Origin of the sequence: Methylobacterium sp. WL1 (assembly GCF_008000895.1) — a bacterium.
Classification (GTDB): domain Bacteria; phylum Pseudomonadota; class Alphaproteobacteria; order Rhizobiales; family Beijerinckiaceae; genus Methylobacterium.
The window spans coordinates 3,308,046-3,325,930 of sequence record NZ_CP042823.1; the positions used below are offsets into that span (position 1 = coordinate 3,308,046).

17 protein-coding genes are annotated in these 17,885 nt (G+C 69.7%); 9 read left to right on the top strand and 8 right to left on the bottom strand.

The features are described from left to right. Window positions 1–17: 17 nt before the first annotated feature. Entirely contained in the window at window positions 18–1,109 is a 1,092-nt protein-coding gene (locus tag FVA80_RS16100) for a calcium:proton antiporter (RefSeq protein WP_147908724.1), read from the top strand. Here the strand turns inward: FVA80_RS16100 and FVA80_RS16105 are convergent, their stop codons facing one another. Together FVA80_RS16105 and FVA80_RS16110 are read right to left on the bottom strand one after the other, a co-directional pair. Next, window positions 1,110–1,847 (bottom strand): FAD-binding oxidoreductase, encoded by a 738-nt coding sequence (locus FVA80_RS16105; RefSeq protein ID WP_246691975.1) that lies wholly within the window; start codon window positions 1,845–1,847, stop codon window positions 1,110–1,112. It abuts the gene before it with no gap. Beyond that, window positions 1,822–2,427 carry a sulfite oxidase-like oxidoreductase gene (locus FVA80_RS16110; RefSeq protein ID WP_147908725.1) on the bottom strand — a complete coding sequence of 202 codons (606 nt, stop codon included), beginning with the start codon at window positions 2,425–2,427 and terminating at the stop codon, window positions 1,822–1,824. The genes FVA80_RS16105 and FVA80_RS16110 overlap by 26 nt, the downstream gene beginning before the upstream one ends. Before the next feature lie 163 nt (window positions 2,428–2,590). On the opposite strand from FVA80_RS16110, the gene FVA80_RS16115 reads away from it, so the two are divergent. Beyond that, a complete protein-coding gene (locus tag FVA80_RS16115) occupies window positions 2,591–2,896 on the top strand; it encodes a hypothetical protein (protein WP_147896884.1) in 306 nt (101 codons plus the stop codon). On the opposite strand, the gene FVA80_RS16120 is transcribed toward FVA80_RS16115, so the two are convergent. The 3 genes from FVA80_RS16120 to FVA80_RS16130 form a co-directional block, all read right to left on the bottom strand. Then, the gene (locus tag FVA80_RS16120) at window positions 2,866–3,831 is read right to left on the bottom strand and encodes a DMT family transporter (protein WP_147908726.1); all 966 of its coding nucleotides are present in this window, start codon (window positions 3,829–3,831) and stop codon (window positions 2,866–2,868) included. The two genes, FVA80_RS16115 and FVA80_RS16120, sit on opposite strands and share 31 nt — an antisense overlap. Continuing rightward, window positions 3,831–4,106, bottom strand: coding sequence for a translation initiation factor IF-1 (gene infA / locus FVA80_RS16125; RefSeq protein ID WP_007561169.1), 276 nt, complete (start codon window positions 4,104–4,106; stop codon window positions 3,831–3,833). Before infA ends, FVA80_RS16120 begins: the two co-directional genes overlap by 1 nt. A 312-nt stretch (window positions 4,107–4,418) precedes the next feature. Beyond that, window positions 4,419–5,561, bottom strand: a complete 1,143-nt coding sequence (locus FVA80_RS16130) for a branched-chain amino acid ABC transporter substrate-binding protein (protein ID WP_147908727.1) — start codon at window positions 5,559–5,561, stop codon at window positions 4,419–4,421. Between the two features lie 291 nt (window positions 5,562–5,852). On the opposite strand from FVA80_RS16130, the gene FVA80_RS16135 reads away from it, so the two are divergent. From FVA80_RS16135 to FVA80_RS16145, 3 genes are all read left to right on the top strand, one after another. Further along, window positions 5,853–7,058 carry an amino acid aminotransferase gene (locus FVA80_RS16135; protein WP_147908728.1) on the top strand — a complete coding sequence of 402 codons (1,206 nt, stop codon included), beginning with the start codon at window positions 5,853–5,855 and terminating at the stop codon, window positions 7,056–7,058. 4 nt (window positions 7,059–7,062) lie between these two features. After that, window positions 7,063–8,100, top strand: coding sequence for a hydroxyacid dehydrogenase (locus tag FVA80_RS16140; RefSeq protein WP_147908729.1), 1,038 nt, complete (start codon window positions 7,063–7,065; stop codon window positions 8,098–8,100). A 317-nt stretch (window positions 8,101–8,417) separates the two neighbouring features. Then, window positions 8,418–10,499: a TonB-dependent receptor gene (locus FVA80_RS16145; RefSeq protein WP_246691976.1), complete on the top strand. Its 2,082-nt coding sequence runs from the start codon at window positions 8,418–8,420 to the stop codon at window positions 10,497–10,499. A gap of 12 nt (window positions 10,500–10,511) precedes the next feature. Here the strand turns inward: FVA80_RS16145 and FVA80_RS16150 are convergent, their stop codons facing one another. The 3 genes from FVA80_RS16150 to FVA80_RS16160 form a co-directional block, all read right to left on the bottom strand. Beyond that, entirely contained in the window at window positions 10,512–11,309 is a 798-nt protein-coding gene (locus tag FVA80_RS16150) for a TIM barrel protein (RefSeq protein ID WP_147908730.1), read from the bottom strand. A 3-nt stretch (window positions 11,310–11,312) separates the two neighbouring features. Further along, window positions 11,313–11,984 carry an aspartate/glutamate racemase family protein gene (locus FVA80_RS16155; RefSeq protein WP_147908731.1) on the bottom strand — a complete coding sequence of 224 codons (672 nt, stop codon included), beginning with the start codon at window positions 11,982–11,984 and terminating at the stop codon, window positions 11,313–11,315. 95 nt (window positions 11,985–12,079) lie between these two features. Continuing rightward, a complete protein-coding gene (locus FVA80_RS16160) occupies window positions 12,080–13,132 on the bottom strand; it encodes a LacI family DNA-binding transcriptional regulator (RefSeq protein WP_147908732.1) in 1,053 nt (350 codons plus the stop codon). Between the two features lie 157 nt (window positions 13,133–13,289). On the opposite strand from FVA80_RS16160, the gene FVA80_RS16165 reads away from it, so the two are divergent. The 4 genes from FVA80_RS16165 to FVA80_RS16180 are packed head-to-tail and all read left to right on the top strand — an operon-like array spanning window position 13,290 to window position 17,863. Further along, window positions 13,290–14,597 carry an alpha-hydroxy acid oxidase gene (locus tag FVA80_RS16165; protein ID WP_147908733.1) on the top strand — a complete coding sequence of 436 codons (1,308 nt, stop codon included), beginning with the start codon at window positions 13,290–13,292 and terminating at the stop codon, window positions 14,595–14,597. 13 nt (window positions 14,598–14,610) lie between these two features. Next, the gene (locus FVA80_RS16170) at window positions 14,611–15,672 is read left to right on the top strand and encodes a lactonase family protein (protein WP_147908734.1); all 1,062 of its coding nucleotides are present in this window, start codon (window positions 14,611–14,613) and stop codon (window positions 15,670–15,672) included. A 40-nt stretch (window positions 15,673–15,712) separates the two neighbouring features. Beyond that, window positions 15,713–17,008, top strand: coding sequence for an MFS transporter (locus tag FVA80_RS16175; RefSeq protein WP_147908735.1), 1,296 nt, complete (start codon window positions 15,713–15,715; stop codon window positions 17,006–17,008). Between the two features lie 15 nt (window positions 17,009–17,023). Beyond that, entirely contained in the window at window positions 17,024–17,863 is an 840-nt protein-coding gene (locus FVA80_RS16180; RefSeq protein ID WP_147908736.1) for an NAD(P)-dependent oxidoreductase, read from the top strand. Window positions 17,864–17,885 lie beyond the last annotated feature (22 nt).

Here is a 17,885-nt window from a genome sequence, read left to right on the forward strand (position 1 = left end):
CGGGGACCACCAAGATCATGACGGGAGCCCTGCGGCTGGCTGTGGCGTGGGCGACGGTTCTCGCCTTCGCGTGGTTCGGGAAGGCCTGGCTCGGGGACCTGTCGCAGCCCTGGTTCGCGGGCGGCCTGTTCGCCTGGCTGCTCGCGGTCATCGTCTGGGCGGCCTTCGGGGTGGTGCACGAGGCCGAGGAGCTGGCGCATCGCCTCGGCGAGCCGCTCGGCACCCTGGTGCTGACGCTGTCGATCGTGATCATCGAGGTGGCGCTGATCTCCGCCGTGATGCTCTCGGCCAAGGATGCGCCGACGCTCGGTCGCGACACGATGTTCGCCGTGCTGATGATCGTGCTGAACGGCGTGGTCGGCCTCGGGCTGCTGATGGGCGGCCTGCGCCACCACCAGCAGAGCTACAACCTGCAGGGAGCATCGGCCTTCCTGTCGGTGATCATCCCGCTGACGACTGTCGCGCTGATCATCCCGAACTTCACCAGCTCGACCGCCGACGGCACCCTGACCACCCTGCAGGCCGTGACCTTCTCGGTGTTCACGCTGGCGCTCTACGGGGTGTTCCTGCTGATCCAGACCAGCCGGCACAGCGATTTCTTCCAGGATGCGGAAGAGAAGGCGGACAGCGGGTCCGCCTCGGGCTCGACCTCGCGCGGCGCGATGGCGAAGCACGTCGTCCTGCTGCTCGCCAACGTCGTTCCGATCGTGCTGCTGGCCAAAAGTCTCGCGGTGATCCTCGACCACGGCATCGCGGCGCTCGGTGCGCCCTCCGCGCTCGGCGGCGTGCTGATCGCCGCCATCGTGTTCACCCCGGAGGCGATCTCGGCGCTGAAGGCCATCGCCCGCAACGAGTTGCAGCGAGCGATCAACCTGTGCCTGGGCGCGGCGACCTCGACGGTCGGCCTCACGGTGCCGGCGATCCTGACGATCGGCCTGCTGACTGGCCAGACCGTGGTGCTCGGCCTCAAGCCGACCGAGATGACGCTGCTGGCGGTCACGCTGATCCTAAGCACGCAGACTTTCTCGGGCCTACGAACGACGGTCCTGGAGGGCGCCGTGCACCTCGTTGTGTTCTTCGTCTACCTCGTCCTGATCTTCAGCCCCTGATCAGCTCCCGAACCGCTCGGTCCGGATCACGCCCGCAGGGACGCCCGCCGCCAGGATCAAGTCGGAGGCCGCGCCGACGAATCGGTTCGAACCGCAGAGGAAGACCTTTTCGGGTCGTCCGAGCCGCGTCAGGGCGCCGGCCACGAGGGCGGCGTCGATCCGCCGGCCACCGGCATCCCGGGTGGTGGTGATGTGCAGGGAGAATCCGGTTCCGTCGCCGGCAAGGCGCTCCAGCTCGGGCAGCGCGATCGCCCCCGCGCGGGTGTGGGCAGAGTAGATCAGGGCCGCCGGGATCTGCGGAGCGACCAGCGCACGCTGGCGCAGCATCGCCAGCAGTGGCACCACGCCGGATCCGCCGGCCCCCAGCAGCAGCGGGCCGCCGTCCGGACCGTCCCAGGAGAACGAGCCGCCGATCGGCCCGCGCAACTCGACCCGGTCGCCGACTTCGGCGGCCTCCGAGAACCAGCCCGAGACCTCGCCGTCAGGCAGCGCCTCGACCATCAGCTCGAGGGTGCCGCTGCCGTCGGGCGCCGAGGCGATCGAGTAGCTGCGCTGGGCCTGGTAGCCGTCCTCGGCGGTCAGGCGGACATCCACGTGCTGGCCGGCCCGGTAGGCCTGAGCGATGTCACAGCGCAGCCGAAAGCTCTTCACCTGCGAGGTGACGGGCGCGATCGCGGTGATCTCGGCCTGGTGCCAGCGGAAGACGATCGGCTCAGTCACCGGTGTAGCGCTGCTCACGCCAGGGATCCCCGTACATGTGATACCCGCGCAACTCCCAGAAGCCGGCGGTATCGGTCTGAGTGAAGCGAAGGCCCTTCACCCATTTGGCGCTCTTCCAGAAATAGAGGTGCGGCACGAGCAGCCGCGCCGGGCCGCCGTGATCTGGGTGGATCGGCTGGCCGGCATAGCGCGTCGCCACCATGGCTTGGCCGTTCACGAGGTCGGCCACCGGCACGTTGGTGGTGTAGTCGTCGTAGGATTCCGCCAGGAGATACCCGGTCGGCGCCGCGATGCCGGCATCGGCCAGCAGGTCGTCGAAGCTCACGCCCTCCCAGGCGGTGTCGAACTTCGACCACTTGGTGACGCAGTGAATATCCCCCTGCCAGGTGGTGCGGGGCAGAGCCTCGAAGTCCTCCCAGCTCCACGTCTTGATCGGCCGAGAGCCCTCACGCAGCGTGAACCGCCAGGTGGCCGGATCCACGGTCGGGTTGGGGCCGATCTGCAGGATCGGGAAATCCTCGGTGAGATATTGGCCGGGCGGGATCCGCGCGCCGGTCTCGGGCGGTTGCCTGCGCCCGACGAAGCCCCGTGTCACCATGCCGGCCACCGCTCCCGGTTGTTGTTTTGATGCGTCCGACTCGGGTTTGGTGCGTCGGAACACCCCACGTCAAGTCGGGATGTGCGGCCGAACAAACGCCCCAAAGCTGAGATGTGGTACTCAGCCTACGCTTGATCGAATCGCACCCATCAGGGGGAATGTCATGAAGTACCTTCTCGCGACGAGCCTCATCGTCGGGAGCCTCGCCACCCTCTCGCCGGCCGCCCAGGCCCGTGACGGGATCGGCGCCGGCGGCGCGGCGGCCCTCGGCGTGCTCGGCGGCCTCGCAGTCGGCGGCGCCATCGCGTCGTCGGCCAACAATGGCTACTATCCGGGCCGGCCGGTCTACCGCGCCCCGCCGCCTGTCTATGTGGAAGAGGATTACGGTCCGGTCTGCCACTTCGAGCGCCGCCGCACGATCGACCCCTACGGCGACGTCTACATCCGGCGCGTCCGCGTCTGCGAATAGGCGGCTTCGTGGGTCGCCCCTGCGGCCGGCGCCGGCTTCAGGCGCTCGGCACAGGCGATCCCCCCGAGCACCAGGGCCAGGGCGACGGCTTGAGTCGCCCCGAACGGCTCGCCGACCAGCAGGACGGCGAGACCCGCGCCGAAGATCGGCACGAGGTTGACGAACAGGCCGGCCCGGTTCGGGCCGATCAGCTCGACCCCGCGCATAAAGAAAAGCTGCGCCATCAGCGATGGGCCCAGGCCAACGAAGGCGACCATCGCCCAGCCCGCCAGCCCTGGCCAGACCGCGTGCCCCGTAGCCCACTCGACGGCGAGGGGCGGCAGCGAGGTCACGAAGGCGGCGATCGCCATGGCGGCGAAGAACGCCAGCGCCGTAACCTTCGGACGCGTCGGCAAGAAGATCGTGTAGCCCGCGTAGAGCAGGCAGGCGCCGAACACGAGGACATCGCCCCGGTTGAAATCGAGGCGCGTCAGGACCGACCAGTCACCGTGGGTCGCGGCGATGCCGGCGCCGATCAGCGTCAGGACCACGCCGATCATCTGGCCGGCGGTGACCGGCACCCGGTAGGCCACGCGGTTGAGCAGGATCACCAGGACCGGGATCGCCCCCTGGAACAGCGCCAGGTTGACCGCGCCGGTATGGACGCCGGCGGCGTAGAACAGGCAATTGAAGGCTGTGTAGCCGAGGCCGCCCATCAGCAGGATGCGCAGCCAGTGGGGCCGCAGGAGCGGCCATTCCGCGACGAGCCTGCGGGCCGCGAACGGCGCGAGCGCCGTGCAGGCCACCGCCCAGCGCAGCGTCGTGATCACCTGAGGCGAGACGTGGCCGGGGGCCCAGCGGCTGCCGACCGCATTCCCGGCCCAGAGCAGCGCCGTGAGCGTGAGGAGCAGATAGGCCGGCGCGACCGAGGAACCCCGGGTCGCGCGCTCAGCCATCAGCGGCGGCGGAACTGACCGCCCCGCACCTGCGGACGCGGACCCGCGGAGCGCTCGTCCTTATGACGAAACACGAGGCGGCCCTTCTCGAGGTCGTAGGGCGACATCTCGACCGTGACCCGATCACCCGCCAGCGTCTTGATGCGGTTCTTCTTCATCTTGCCGGCCGTGTAGGCGACGATCTCGTGGCCCTGGTCGAGCTGTACGCGGTAGCGCGCGTCCGGCAAGATCTCGATCACGAGACCGTCGAACTGCATCAATTCTTCTTTCGCCATGCACCTTCTCCAGTCGGACCGTCCGGCAGCAGGCGTTCCGGCAAAACTTCTACGGCTGTCATCAAGCTCGGGAAACGCCACAGGGCGCGGATCCGATCCGACGGACGGTCCGCGCCTGCTCAGCGACGCTGTCCGCATTTAGTCGTCGTACGATCCCGCGGCAAGTCACGCCGTGCGCTTCGGACTGGATATCGAGCCCCGGATGATGCGCGCAAACGCTGATTTGGCCTCATCTTTTCGAAAATACCGGAGGGCATCTCCAGAATGCCACGTCCGGCACGTCCCCGGATCGCGCTCCCGAGTGGCCCGCCCTCACGGACCGGAGACGTCGTTGCCGGCGTAGTCCAGGCGCCCGTCCGGTGTCCGCCGCCAGACCCGCAGGGTGACCGGTCCGGTGATCCGGTCGCCGCGTTCGTCGAAGCCGACCGGCCCGAGGATCGTGCGCGCCGGCTGGGTGCCGTGCAGGGCCTCGGCGACCTTGCGGCCGTCCGGAACGCGTCCGGCCTTCGGGTCCGCCGCACGGGCGCGCTCCAAGCCTTGCGCCAGCACCTCCACCGCCGCGTAGCCCGACGCCGCGACGCTCTCGGCCTCGGGGCTGCGCGCCGGCGCCTTGCTGCCCTTCGGCTCGGGCAGGCGCGGGGAATCGGGCGGCAGGGTCATCACGGTCCCCTCCCCGGCCGCACCGGCGACAGCCGCGAACGCGGGATCGAGGATGCCGTCGCCCGCGACCAGCGGGGCACCGATGGACGCCTCGCGCAGGGCGCGGACCAGAGTGGCGGCCTCCGGGGCGAGCCCCCCGAAATACACCGCCTCGACCCGGGCCGCCTTCAGCCGTCCGACCAGATCGGAGAGGTCGCGGGTGCCGCGGGGAAAGCCGTCGAACAGCACCTCCGGGGTGCCGGCCTCCTTCAGGCGCGCCGCCACCGCCTCGGCGAGGCCGCGCCCGTAGGTCGAGCGATCGTTGACGATGGCGACCCGCCGGCCGGCGAACGCCTTGACGAGATAGCTCCCCGCGGCCCGGCCCTGCTGCGCGTCGCTCGGGCCGAGCCGGAACAGGTTCCACAACCCGCGGCCGGTCAGGGGCGTATAGGTGGCGCCGGGCGCGACCATCACGGCGCCGGCCTCCTCGTAGACCGGGGCCGCCGCCGCGACCGCCCCGGATTCGAGTGGCCCGACCACGAAGCGCACGCCGTCGGCAGCGAATTTCTTCGCGGCGGCGAGGGCTTGCCTGGGATCGCCGGCATCGTCGGCCGGCACCAGGGCGAATTTCGGCCGGCCGCCGCCGGCGCGGTTCAGGTCGGCGACGGCCTGCTCGGCGCCCTGCCGCAGCCCCTGGCCGAAGGCGGCATCCGGCCCGGTGAGCGGCGCCGACAGGCCGATCCGCACCGGGGCCTGAGCGGCGGCCGGTGCCGCGGCCAGGAGAACGGCGACGATCGGGGCGAGGATCTGCTTCATCGCCACACGTTATGGGCAGTCGCGCCGGGCGGGAAGCGTGCATCGCAGGGCCCGCGCACCGGTCCGACAAGCTGGCCACGGGCTTTCGCGAACAGAGAAGGCGAACCCAAACGCGTTCGCGGCCTGCGGTTTCAAAATCCATTCATCCTTGAGCGGATCGGGATGCAGCTGCGCGCGGAAGCGCTGGCGGGCAGGCGCGATGTGGGAAATAAGGGCGTCGGCCGACCCGCGACTTCGGACAGATCCGCCCGCTCGCGCCGCATCGAAGACCCTCTGGGACGATTGACGATCATGACCTCGCTGTTCGCCGGCATCCAGGACGCGCCGCTCGACCCGATCATGCGCCTGTTCGAGGCTTTCAACGCCGACACGAGCACGAAAAAGCTCAACCTTGTGGTCGGGGTCTACACGGATGCCGAGGGCAAGGTGCCGCGCCTGCGCGCCGTGCAGACCGCCGAGAAGCGCTGGATCGAGAAGGGTCTGCCGAAGACCTACCGGCCGATCGAGGGGACCAAGCCGTTCCGCGACGCGGTCCAGGCCCTGCTGTTCGGTGCGGGCGCCCCGATCCTGACGCAGAACCGCACCGCGACGCTCCAGAGCATCGGCGGCACCGGCGCCCTCAAGACCGGCGCCGACGTGCTCGCGGTGCTCAATCCCGGCGCCACCGTGGCGGTGAGCAACCCGAGCTGGGAAAACCACAAGGCGCTGTTCACGCAGGCCGGCTTCACCGTCGTCGACTACCCGTATTTCTCGGCCGAGACCGGCGGCGTCGACTACCCGGCGATGCGCGCCTACCTCGAGACGCTGCCCAAGGGCTCGATCGTGGTGCTGCACGCCTGCTGCCACAACCCGACCGGCGCCGACCTGACGCCCGACGAGTGGCGCGACCTCGCACCCTTGCTCGCGGAGCGCGGCCTGATCCCGTTCCTCGACATCGCCTACCAGGGCTTCGGCGACGGCCTCGATGCGGACGCCGCGCCGGTGCGCCTGTTCGCCGAGTCGGGTCAGGAGTTCTTCGTCGCCTCGTCGTTCTCGAAGTCGTTCTCGCTCTACGGCGAGCGCGTCGGCGCGCTGACGATCGTCGCCGAGACCCCGGCTTTGAAGACCAAGGTCGAGTCCCTGGCCAAGCGGCTTGTGCGGGCGAGCTACTCGAACCCGGTGACCCACGGCGCGGCCATCGTCGAGATGGTGCTGACCGATCCGGAGCTGCGCGCCGACTGGGAGCGGGAGCTGGCCGAGATGCGTGAGCGGATCCGTTCCATGCGGGTGCGCATGGCCGACAGCCTGCAGCAGCGCCACCCCGAGCGCGGTTTCGACGCGATCAAGACGCAGAAGGGCATGTTCTCCTACACCGGGCTGAGCCCCGAGGAGGCGACCCGCCTGCGCACCGAGCACGAGGTCTATGCCCTGGAGACGGGCCGGATCTGCGTGGCGGCGGTCAACACCCACAACATCGACCACGTGGTCGATGCGATCGACGCCGTTGTGAAGGGCTGACCCGATGGCGGCCCTCAAGCGCGTCTGCCGGTTCAATCTCTGGATCAACCCGGTCTTCGATGCGCGGCTGAGGGCCGAGCCCGATATCGACCTCCAGGTCGGCGACCTGCAGGGCCCGGCGGAAACGCTCGAGGCCCTGCTGGCGCAGGCGCATGTCTTCCACGTCTCCCCGGCACGGGACGAGCTGCCCCGCCGCTGGCACGTCACCGACGGCCTTCTGGCCGGCTGCCCGAACCTGCTGGCGGTGTCGTCCGGCGGGGCGGGCTTCGACACGGTGGACGCGGCCGCCTGTACCCGGGCGGGCGTCGCCGTGGTCAACCAGGTCGGCGGCAATGCCCGCTCGGTGGCGGAACTTGCCATCGGCCTGATGCTCGCCGTCTCGCGCAAGATCTGCGTCTCGGACCGGCTGCTGCGGACGGAACGGGGCTTCTCGCGGGAATCGCTGATGGGCCACGAGATCGGCGGCGCGACCCTCGGGCTCGTCGGCATCGGCCATACTGGTCGGGAGGTCGCAAAGCTCGCCCGCGGGTTCGACATGCGGGTCCTGGCCTACGACCCGCTGCTCGCGGCCGACGAGATCCGAGCGCGCGGCGCAGAGCCGGTGGATCGCGCGCGGCTGCTCGCCGAGTCCGACATCGTGTCCCTGCATTGCCCGCTCGACGACACGACCCGGGGCAGCTTCGACGCCACGACCTTCGCGGCCATGAAGTCCGGCGCGCTGTTCATCACCACGGCCCGGGGCGGCGTTCACGACGAGGCGGCTTTGGCCGATGCCCTCACGGCCGGCCATCTCGCGGGGGCCGGCCTCGACGTGTGGGCACCGGAGCCCCCGCCCCGTGATTCCGGCCTGCTGCAGCTCGACACCGTGGTGGCGACCTACCACACCGCCGGCGTCACCCACGAGGCGCGCCGGAACGTGGCCTCCTGGGGCGCCGAGCAGATCATCGGCCTTCTGCGCGGTGAGACCCCGCCCCGCCTGGTGAACCCGGAAGTCTGGCCGGCCGTGCTGGAGCGTCGGGCGCGGCTGTTCGGGGCTCCGTAGCCAGACCGCGGCGTCGAAGCCACGCGCGAACCGCCTGCCCGCGATGTTGCGCGACAGCAACGCGCCGGCCCTGCCTGCGGGCAGTTTTGAGCGCTCGTAAGATATCCCACGGCTAGTTCAAAGTCATTCCAAGTTTTACGCCGGGCACAGGCCCGCGATCAAGCTTGACCGTTTTGGTTCACAGAAACCATACCGGCAGCCTGAACGCAGCTTGGCTTGAGAACGTGGCGAAAACCTTCAAACAATCCGGACCGATTACTTCTTGTCGGGGCGCAAAGTTCGCTGCGTCGGCGCTCATCATCGGCTGCTCTGCTGTGATGAGCTCGGATCGGGCTCAGGCAGAACCTGCATTCGAGGCGAATCACGAGGTCCAGCTCGAAGAACTCTCGGTCACCGGTCAGGGCGGTCCGTCCCGGGCCCCGGAGGGCTACGCCCCCGCGACCACGATCAGCGCCACCCGCACCGATACGCCCCTGCGCGACGTCCCGCAGACGGTCGTGCCGGTAACCCGGCAGGTGCTGGAGGACGCGGCCGCTACGCGGATCGACACCGCCCTCGACCTGGCCGGCGTCGGCCGCGCCAACAGTTTCGGCGGCCTCGGCCTGACCGAAGTCACGATCCGCGGCTTCTCCGTGTTCGACTATTATCGCAACGGATTCCCGATCAGTCGGGGCTACCCGAACGCGCCGGACATCGTCGCGATCGAGCGGATCGAAGTGCTCAAGGGTCCGTCGGCCTTCCTGTACGGACGCGGCGATCCCGGCGGCACCTTCAACATCGTCACCAAGCAGCCCTTGGCCGAGCGATCGCTGGCGATCGGCACGCAGTACGGCAGCTACGGCGCCAAGCGCAGCACCTTCGACGCCACCGGGGCGCTCGACGAAAACGGCCAGGTGCTCGCCCGCATCACCGGCGCGGTGGAGGACAACGGCAGTTTTCGCGATTTCGTGAGCGGAGACCGCTACCACGTCGCCCCCGTCCTTGCCTGGAAGCCCAGCGCGGACACGACGATCACCCTGGAAGGCGCCTTCGTCAGCACCGGCACGACCTTCGATCGCGGCATCGTCCCCCTCCAGGGCCGACTGCGCAACGTCCCGCGCTCCCGCTTCCTCGGCGAGCCTGGCCTGCCGCAGAGCGTGGTCCAGGACGCCCTGGGCCAGCTGCGGATCGAGCACCGGTTCGACCAGGACTGGGTGCTCACGGCCGGCGCGCAGGTGCTCGGCGGGTCCCTGAAGAGCTGGGGCGTCGGCGCGGCCGCCAACGGCTTCCTGCCGGACGGCCGCAACCTGCGCCGGAACCTGGAACGGCGCGACCTGACGTGGTCCGACACCGATGTGCAGGTCAACTTGGCGGGCAAGTTCGACACCGGCTTCCTGCACCACACGCTGCTGCTCGGCCTCGAATACGACCGCTACCGCTACCGGGAGATCTTCGACCGCTCGAACGCCGCAACCTATCCGTTCCTGCTCGACCTGCTGGCGCCGCGCTATGGCCAGGCGCTGCCGCGCAGCCTGCCCACCATCACCAACTTCCTGCAGCACACGGAGAGCTACGCGGGCTACGTCCAGGACCAGATCGACGTCACCCCTCAGCTGCACGCCCTGGTGGGGGTCCGGGTCGAGGATGTCGGACAGGACTCGACGTCCTATCGGAATAACCGCACGACGAACCTGCGCGGCACGGAGGCGCTGCCGCGCTTCGGCTTGGTCTACGATCTGTCCGACGCGGTCGCGGTCTACGGAAACTACGCGCGCTCGTTCAAGCCCAGCACCGGCTTCGACCGGCGCGCCCAGCCCCTCGCCTTCGAGGGCGGCGAGGGCTACGAGGCCGGCGTGAAGGTCGGCCTGCTCGAAGGGCGGCTCAACGCCACCGCGGCCGTGTTCGACATCCGGCGCACCAACGTCCCGACCACGGACCCGGTCGATTCCGCTTTCAACGTCGCCGCCGGCGTGGTGCAGAGCCGCGGCTTCGATCTCACCCTGGCAGGCGAGCTGGCGCCGGGCCTGCGCGTGATCGGCACCTACACCTATGTCGATGCGGCGGTGGCGCGGGACAACACGATCCCGGTCGGGACCCGACTGGCCAACATTCCTGCCAACAGCTTTGCCATGCAGGCGGTCTACGAGGTCCAGGGCGGCGCCCTGAAGGGGCTCGGCTTCGGGGGCGGGCTCAACGTGGTCGGCCAGCGCGTCGCCGGGACGGCCGTGTCGACGTTCACGATGCCCGCCTACACGGTGGTGAACTTGATATCGTATTATCAGATCACGCCGGATGTCCGGGTCTACCTCAACGTCGACAACCTGTTCGACGCGATCTACTACGACAGCGCCTTCCAGAACCGCTACGCCACCCCGGGCCAGCCGCGCACCATCATGGGCGGCGTCGCAGCGCGGTTCTGACGGCCACCGGCCCTACGCCGAGGCTGCGCGCATCCAGCCGAGGCCCGCCTCTGTGCCCGCGGCCGGGTGATATTCGCAGCCGATGAAGCCGGCATAGCCAACGGCTTCCAGCGCTTCGAGGATCGGGTCGAACGCGATGGTACCGGTGCCGGGCTCGTGCCGGCCGGGATTGTCGGCGATCTGGACATGGGCGATCAGCGGTGCGTGTGCCCGGATCAGCGCCGCCGGGTCATGGCCGAGGCAGACGCAGTGATAGGCGTCGAACAGCAGCTTGACGTTGTCCCGGCCCACGGCACGGATCGCATCCACGGCCTTGAGCGGGTCGTCGATCACGTAATCGGCGATGGAGCCCGGGCCGATCGGCTCGACGATCACCGTCATGCCGCGGGCCTTGGCGGCGTCGGCCGCGAAGGCGAGGTTGTCGAGATAGGTGTCCCACAGCCGCGCGGGCTCGGCGCCGGCCGGCCGGACGCCCGCCATCGGGTGGACCATCCGGCAGCCGAGCTGCGCGACATAGTCCAGGGTCGGCTCGATGGTGGAGCGGAAATACGCGACCTTGTCCGGCAGGGCCGCGAAGCCCTTCTCCCCCTTGGAGGCGTCGCCGGCCGGAAAGCCGGTCTGAACCAGCGGCACGCCGGCCCGATCGAGCCAGGCCGCAACGTCCCGGGCCGGGGTCGCGAACAGGTTGGGGTGCTCCACCGCCCGGAACCCGGCTCGGGCCGCGGCGGCGAACCGCTCCGCCAGCGGCCGCTCCGTGAACAGGAACCCGCAATGGCCACTGAGGCGGTCGGAAAAGGTACCGAGCTTCATGGATCAGGCCCTCCCAGCCGTCTCGATCATCGCGCGCATCCGGTCCACCGCCGCGTGGGGCGCCGTCAGGACCGGGACATCGACCACCGCGCGCACGGCCTCGGCCGCCCGGGAGGTCGAGAAATGCGCCAGCATGATCGCGTCGCAGTCGGACAGTTCCGAAGCGCGGGCCGCGATCAGCCGGTTGTGGGTCTCGGCGTCGCCGGCGCGCAGGCGCACCATGGCGTCGTCCACCAGGATCGTCCGCAGGCTCGCCGGCCGGCCGGCCTGGCCGACGAATTCCTCGAACTCATCGGTCATGGTGCCGATCGAGGGGCCGAAGGTCGCCAGCATGCCGATGCGCTCGCCTTGCGCGATCGCCGCCCGGAACATCGCCTCGTTCGGCTTGAGCACCGGCACCGGCACGGACTCGATCAGCCGGTCGATGGCCGGTCCGAAGGCCGAGCAGGTGATCAGGATGCCGTCGGCGCCCATGTCGTGACCGTAGCGCCCAAACCGGACGAACCGGTCGATCATCCCTTCCGAGATCTCGCCGGGTTCCTTGGCCCGGTCGAGGGACAGGCCGTCATCCAGCAGGTTGACCGTCTCGGCCTCGGGCCAGCGCTCCGTGAAGGCCGCCTGGATCGGAGCCATCGCGACCGGTGTCGCGTGCAGGAGGACGATGCGCGGGGCCATGTTGTCTCCCGGGATGCGGCGCGGTTGGGCGTCCGTTTGGCGATGACGGTGTTGTAAGCGATTTCAAAACGGTGGCAAGATATCGCTGATCCGCTTCAATCGAGGTTCTGCTTGCGCGGCGGCGCCGTGCTGGCGCGCAGGATCAGCTCGGCGTCGATCTGGGTCAGGCGCACCATCGGGCGGCCCTGCATCCGGGCGATCAGGTGGTCCCCGGCAGCGTGGCCGATCTCGGCGGAATGGATCCGGATGGTGGTCAGCGCCGGGTCGAGGAAGGGTGCGAAATCGGAATCGTTGTGGCCGATCACCGAAAGGTCGCCGGGTACGTCGAGCCCCCTTGCCCGGGCCTCGATCATCGCCCCGAAGGCGATCTGGTCGGTGCCGCAGATGATCGCGGTGGGCGGACGCCCGCCCGCCAGCATCTGGCGGAAGCCGTCGCGGCCGCCCCCGATGCCATAGGAGATCTCGATGTCGTGCTCGGGGGCGAGCGTCAGGCCGCGCGCCGCCAGCGCCTGCGCGATGCCGGTGACGCGGGCGCCGCCGCGGTCGTTGTCCTTGCGCAGGCCGGAGATCACCCCGATCCGGCGATGGCCCAAATCGATCAGGTAGTTCGCCGCCCGGGCTGCGGAAGCGGCGTTGTCGAAGCCGACGCAGGGACGCTCCCGCGACAGGCTGAAGGTCTGCACCATCGGGATGCCATGCCGGGCGATGCGGGCATGGAGATCCGGGTGGTGGATGTCGCCGACCAGCATCAGCCCGTCGACGCCGCGTTCCAGCAAGAAGGTCGCCTCGCGCAGCTCGTCCTCGAGGTCGTAGCCGGCATTGGCGGCGACCAGGGTGTAGTCGGCCTGTCGGAGCCGCTCTTGGAAGCTCGACAGGACGCGCACGAACGCTTCGTTCTCGATGTTGGGGACCACGGCCCCGACGGCCATGAACCGGCGGGTCGAGAGGGCCCGCGCGGCGCCGTTGGCAACGAAGCCGAGATCCTGCGCGGCGCGCATCACGGCGTCCCGCTTGTCGGCCCGGACCCCGGCCGAGCCGTTGAGCACCCGGGAGACCGTCGCGGTCGAGACCCCGGCGCGATGGGCCACGTCCCGCGCCACCGGGCTGCGCGACGGCGGTTCGAGGATCTCACCCGGCCCATCCAACACGGAAATTCGACTCTCCCCCGGTACGCGTCCGCGCCCAAGCGTTGCCTGGACCGGCAGTATATTGACACTCCCGAACGTTGCTGGCTATCTGAAAGCGCTTTCAACTCGACTGCCGGCCCGCAGACATCCGGGTCCGCTGAAAACCAGGGAGGAGGGGATGGCGACGTTCGACCAGCCGGCTTCCGGCCTAGGGGCTCCCGAGCGCGAGGCCCCCACGGTGGGGCAGGCCGATACCGCGGCCCCCGGCATCGCCGGCCCGCAGGCCCTCGTCACCAGCCTCAAGCGCAGCGACGCGGTCACGCCCTATCGGTTCCGCGACCTGCTGGCACTCGACGATTTCGAGCGCCAGGCCCGACGGCTGCTGCCGCACATGATCTTCCAGTACGTGGCCGGCGGGGCCGAGACCGGGGCGGCGCTCGCCCATAGCCGCGGTGCCTACGCCGATTATGCGCTCGTGCCGCGGCTGATGCGCGACACCTCCGGCCGCGACACCGTCACAGACCTGTTCGGCCACACCTACGCGGCCCCCTTCGGGGTCGGGCCGCTCGGCGGGGCGGCGTTCATCGCCTATCGCGGCGACATCGTTCTCGCCGAGGCGGCCCGGCGGATGAACCTGCCGATGATCCTCAGCGCCTCCTCGCTGATCAAACTGGAGGACGTGTACGCCCAGAACCCGCAGGCCTGGTTCCAGGGCTACCTGCCGGGGGACCAGACCCGGATCGACCGCCTGCTCGACCGGGTCGCGGCCACCGGCTATCGCACCTTCGTGGTGACGGCCGACACCCCGACGCTGGGCAACCGCGAGCACAACACCCGCAGCGGCTTCTCGATGCCGATCAAGGTCACGCCCAAGGTCGCGTGGCAGAGCGCGACCCATCCGCGCTGGCTGCTGGGCACCGTCGCCCGGACATTCCTGAAGCACGGCGCCCCGCATTTCGAGAACACCGAGGCCGAGCGCGGCCCCCCGATGATGTCGCAGGGCGCGGTGCGCAACACCATCGCGCGAGACCAGCTCTCCTGGAAGAACCTGGAGGCGATCCGCAAGCGGTGGTCCGGCAACCTCGTCGTGAAGGGGCTCCTGGCCCCCGAGGATGTTGAAATCGCGAAGGACTGCGGCGCAGACGGCGTGATCCTGTCGACCCATGGCGGCCGCCAGCTCGACCACGCCATCGCACCCCTGGACGTGCTGCCCGAGATCGCCGCCCGGAAGGGCAACCTGAAGATCATCGTCGACAGCGGCATCCGCCGCGGCACCGACGTGATGAAGGCCCTGGCGCTCGGCGCCGATTTCGTCCTGCTCGGCCGGCCGTTCATGTTCGGCGCGGCGCTCGGCGGTGCGGCGGGCGTCGAGCACGCCATGCGGATCCTCAAGGAGGAGCTCAACCGCGACATGGCGCTGATCGGGGTGAACCGCCTGTCCGAGCTGAACCCGGACTTCCTGCGCCGCGTCCCGCGGCGGAGCTGATCCGGAGACCGGCATGACCGACGACGCGCCCCGCTCCCCCCTCGGCCTCGCCTTCGTCGGCTGCTTCACCACCGCGCGGCGCCGGGCGCGTGGCCAGGGCATCGACGTCTACCGTGTTGGAGCCGGGCTCGACGATTGGACCCATCTCGGCCGGGTCGACGGGCTGGACAACCCGTCCTTCCTGGTCACCGATCCCACCCGCGGTGTGCTCTACACGGTCCAGGGCGACGGCGCGGCGGCCACCGCCTTCACGGTCACGCCGGACGGCACCCTGCGGAGCCTCGGCAGCGCGGAGACCGGCGGCACCAACAGCGTCCACCAAGCGCTCGACCCGAGCGGGCGGTTCCTGATCGTCGCGAACTACGCCAGCGGCTCGGTCGCGCTGATGCCGGTGCGGCCCGATGGCGGGCTGGAACCGGCCGCGCAGGTTCTCCCGATGCCCGGCGCGCCCGGCCCGCACCGGACCGAGCAGGCCAGCGCTCACCCGCACCACGTGGTCCTGTCGCCGGACGGGCGCCACGTTCTGGTGCCCGACAAGGGTCTCGACCGGGTCTTCATCCTCAGGATCGGCGGCGACCGCCTGGAGATCGCCTCCGAAGCCGTGCTGCGCCCAGGCGCCGGATCGCGCCACATCGCGTTCCATCCCGGCGGGGCCCTCGCCTTCCTGGTCAACGAACTGGATTCCACCCTCGCCACCTGCCGGTGGGATGCGCCGTCCGGGACGCTCACGCCGCTTCAGTGCGTCCCGACGCTGCCGCCGGATTTCTTCGGAGCGAGCACGGCGGCGGCGATCGTGGTCACGCCCGACGGGCGCTTCGTCTACGCCTCGAACCGTGGCCAGGACGGGATCGCGCGCTTCCGCGTGGCCGACTCCCACCTCGAACCGGCCGGCTGGACGCCATCCGGCGGCCGGGACCCGCGCTTCATGACGCTGGCGCCGGACGGGGTCCGCCTCCTGGTCGCCAACGAGCAGGGCGACAGCCTGGCCGAATTCACCATCGACCCCGGATCCGGGGATCTCACCCAGACGGGCTCACGCCAGAGTTCGAGCCCCTGCACGATCGCGTTCTTGTAAAAAATACAAAACAAAAAATGGACAATCCGGAGGAAGCCCGATGTTTTCCAAACGATACAGGTTCCTGATCGCAGCTCTGCTGTTTATCGCCGGGATCATCAACTACATGGACCGCGCCGCGCTTGGCGTGGCCGCGCCCTTCGTCAAGCAGGACCTCAACCTGTCGCCCTCCGAGCTGGGGGTGATCTTCAGCACCTTCTTCTTCGGCTACGCCCTGTTCGCCTTCGTGGGCGGCCAGCTCGCCGACCGCTACGGCCCGCGCAGCGTCTACACCTGGGCGGCGACCTCCTGGTCGGTCCTGTGCATGCTCACTGGCGCGGTGACCGGGTTCGCCCAGATGTTCGTGGTCCGCGCGCTGTTCGGTTTCGCCGAGGGGCCGATGAACTCGACCACGAACCGCACCATCACCACGTGGTTTCCCCGAGAGGAGACGGCGCGCACCATCGGGGTCACCTTCTCGGGCCAGACCGTCGGCAGTGCCATTGCGGCGCCCGTCGTCGGCCTGCTGGCGATCCAGTACGGCTGGCGGGTGGCGTTCGTCGCCATCGGCGCCGTCGGCCTGCTCTGGGTGGTGGCGTGGCGGATCCTCATGACCGACCGGCCCCGGGACAACCCCCGGGTCTCCGCGGAGGAGATCGAACTGGTCGAGCGCAGCCGGGCCGTGTCGCATCTCGCCGCCTCCGACCACGAGCGGTCGCTGCGCGGCTACCTGTTCCTGCCGAGCACCCTGTCGCTGGGTCTCGGCATGTTCGCGGTGAACTACACCCTCTACATCTTCCTCTCGTGGCTCCCGAGCTACCTCACCGACGCCCTGCACATGCCGGTGCAGCAGATGGCGTTCGTAGCCTCGATCCCCTGGGCCTGCGGGTTCGTGGGCTATGTCGGCGGCGGCATCGTCGCCGACCTCCTGTACAAGCGCATGGACGACAAGCTGGCGGCGCGGAAGATCACCACGATCGTGCCGCTCGCCATCGCGGGCATCGCGCTGATCACCGTCAACGCCGCACCGAACGCCGCGACGGCGGTCGCGCTGATCGCGCTGGCGGTGCTGATGCTGACGAGTTCGGTGCAATCGTGCTGGGCGACGATCCACGAGTTGGTGCCGGAGGCGCGGGTCGGCGGCGTGAGCGGATTCGTCCACCTGCTGAGCAACATCTCGGGCATCATCGGGCCGACCGCCACGGGATTCGCGGTGCAGTATCTCGGCGGCTACGCCAGCGCCTTCGTGATCGCCGCCGTGATTGCCGCTGCCGGCGTCGTCGCGATGGCGGTCTTCGTGAAGCGCCCGCACGACCCGCAGGCGGCCTCGCCTCTCAACGCGGTGAAAACCGCCTGATCCCGGAGCGAACCGATGAGCGCCCCCACCGACACGATCCCCGAAAAGCCCATCCTCCTCACCGGCGCCTCCGGTGCGCTTGGCCGGGTGCTGACGAAGGCGCTCGGCGCGCAGGGCTGGACGCTGCGCCTGACAGACCGGGTGCCGTTTCCCGATCCGCTGCCGGAGGGCGCGCGCTTCCAGGTTGCCGACCTGGAGGACGGCCCGGCGATCCTGCGCCTGGCGGAGGGCTGCGGCACGATCCTGCATTTCGGTGGGATCTCGGTGGAGCACCCGTTCGAGACGGTGATCGGCCCGAACATCCGCGGGCTCTACCACGCGTACGAGGCGGCCCGGCGGGAGCGCGCCCGCATGGTGTTCGCCTCCTCCAACCACACGATCGGGTTCCATGAGCGAACCGAGGTGCTGGACGACGACTGCGCGTTGGCGCCGGACGGCTATTACGGCCTGTCGAAAGCCTACGGCGAGATGATGGGCGGCCTGTACCGGGACAAGCACGGGGTCGAGAGTGTCTTCCTGCGCATCGGCTCCTGCTTCCCGGAGCCGACCGACGCGCGGATGCTGGCGACCTGGCTGTCCTACGCCGACCTGACCCGGCTGATCACCCGCGCCACCCTGGCTCCGACCCTCGGACCGAAAGGATCGGTGGTGATCTGGGGCGCCTCGAACAACAGCCGCATGACGTGGTGGCGCCGGGACGGGCGCGACACCATCGGCTGGGCGCCTCAGGACAGTGCCGATTCCTACGCCCCGGCCCTGGAGGGCAAGATCAGCGGCGACCCTGTGATCGAGCGCTACCAGGGCGGCGGCTTCACCGCCCTCGATTATTCCCGCACCGCGCCGCCGGCCCGGTGATGACAGACCTCGAGACGACCGG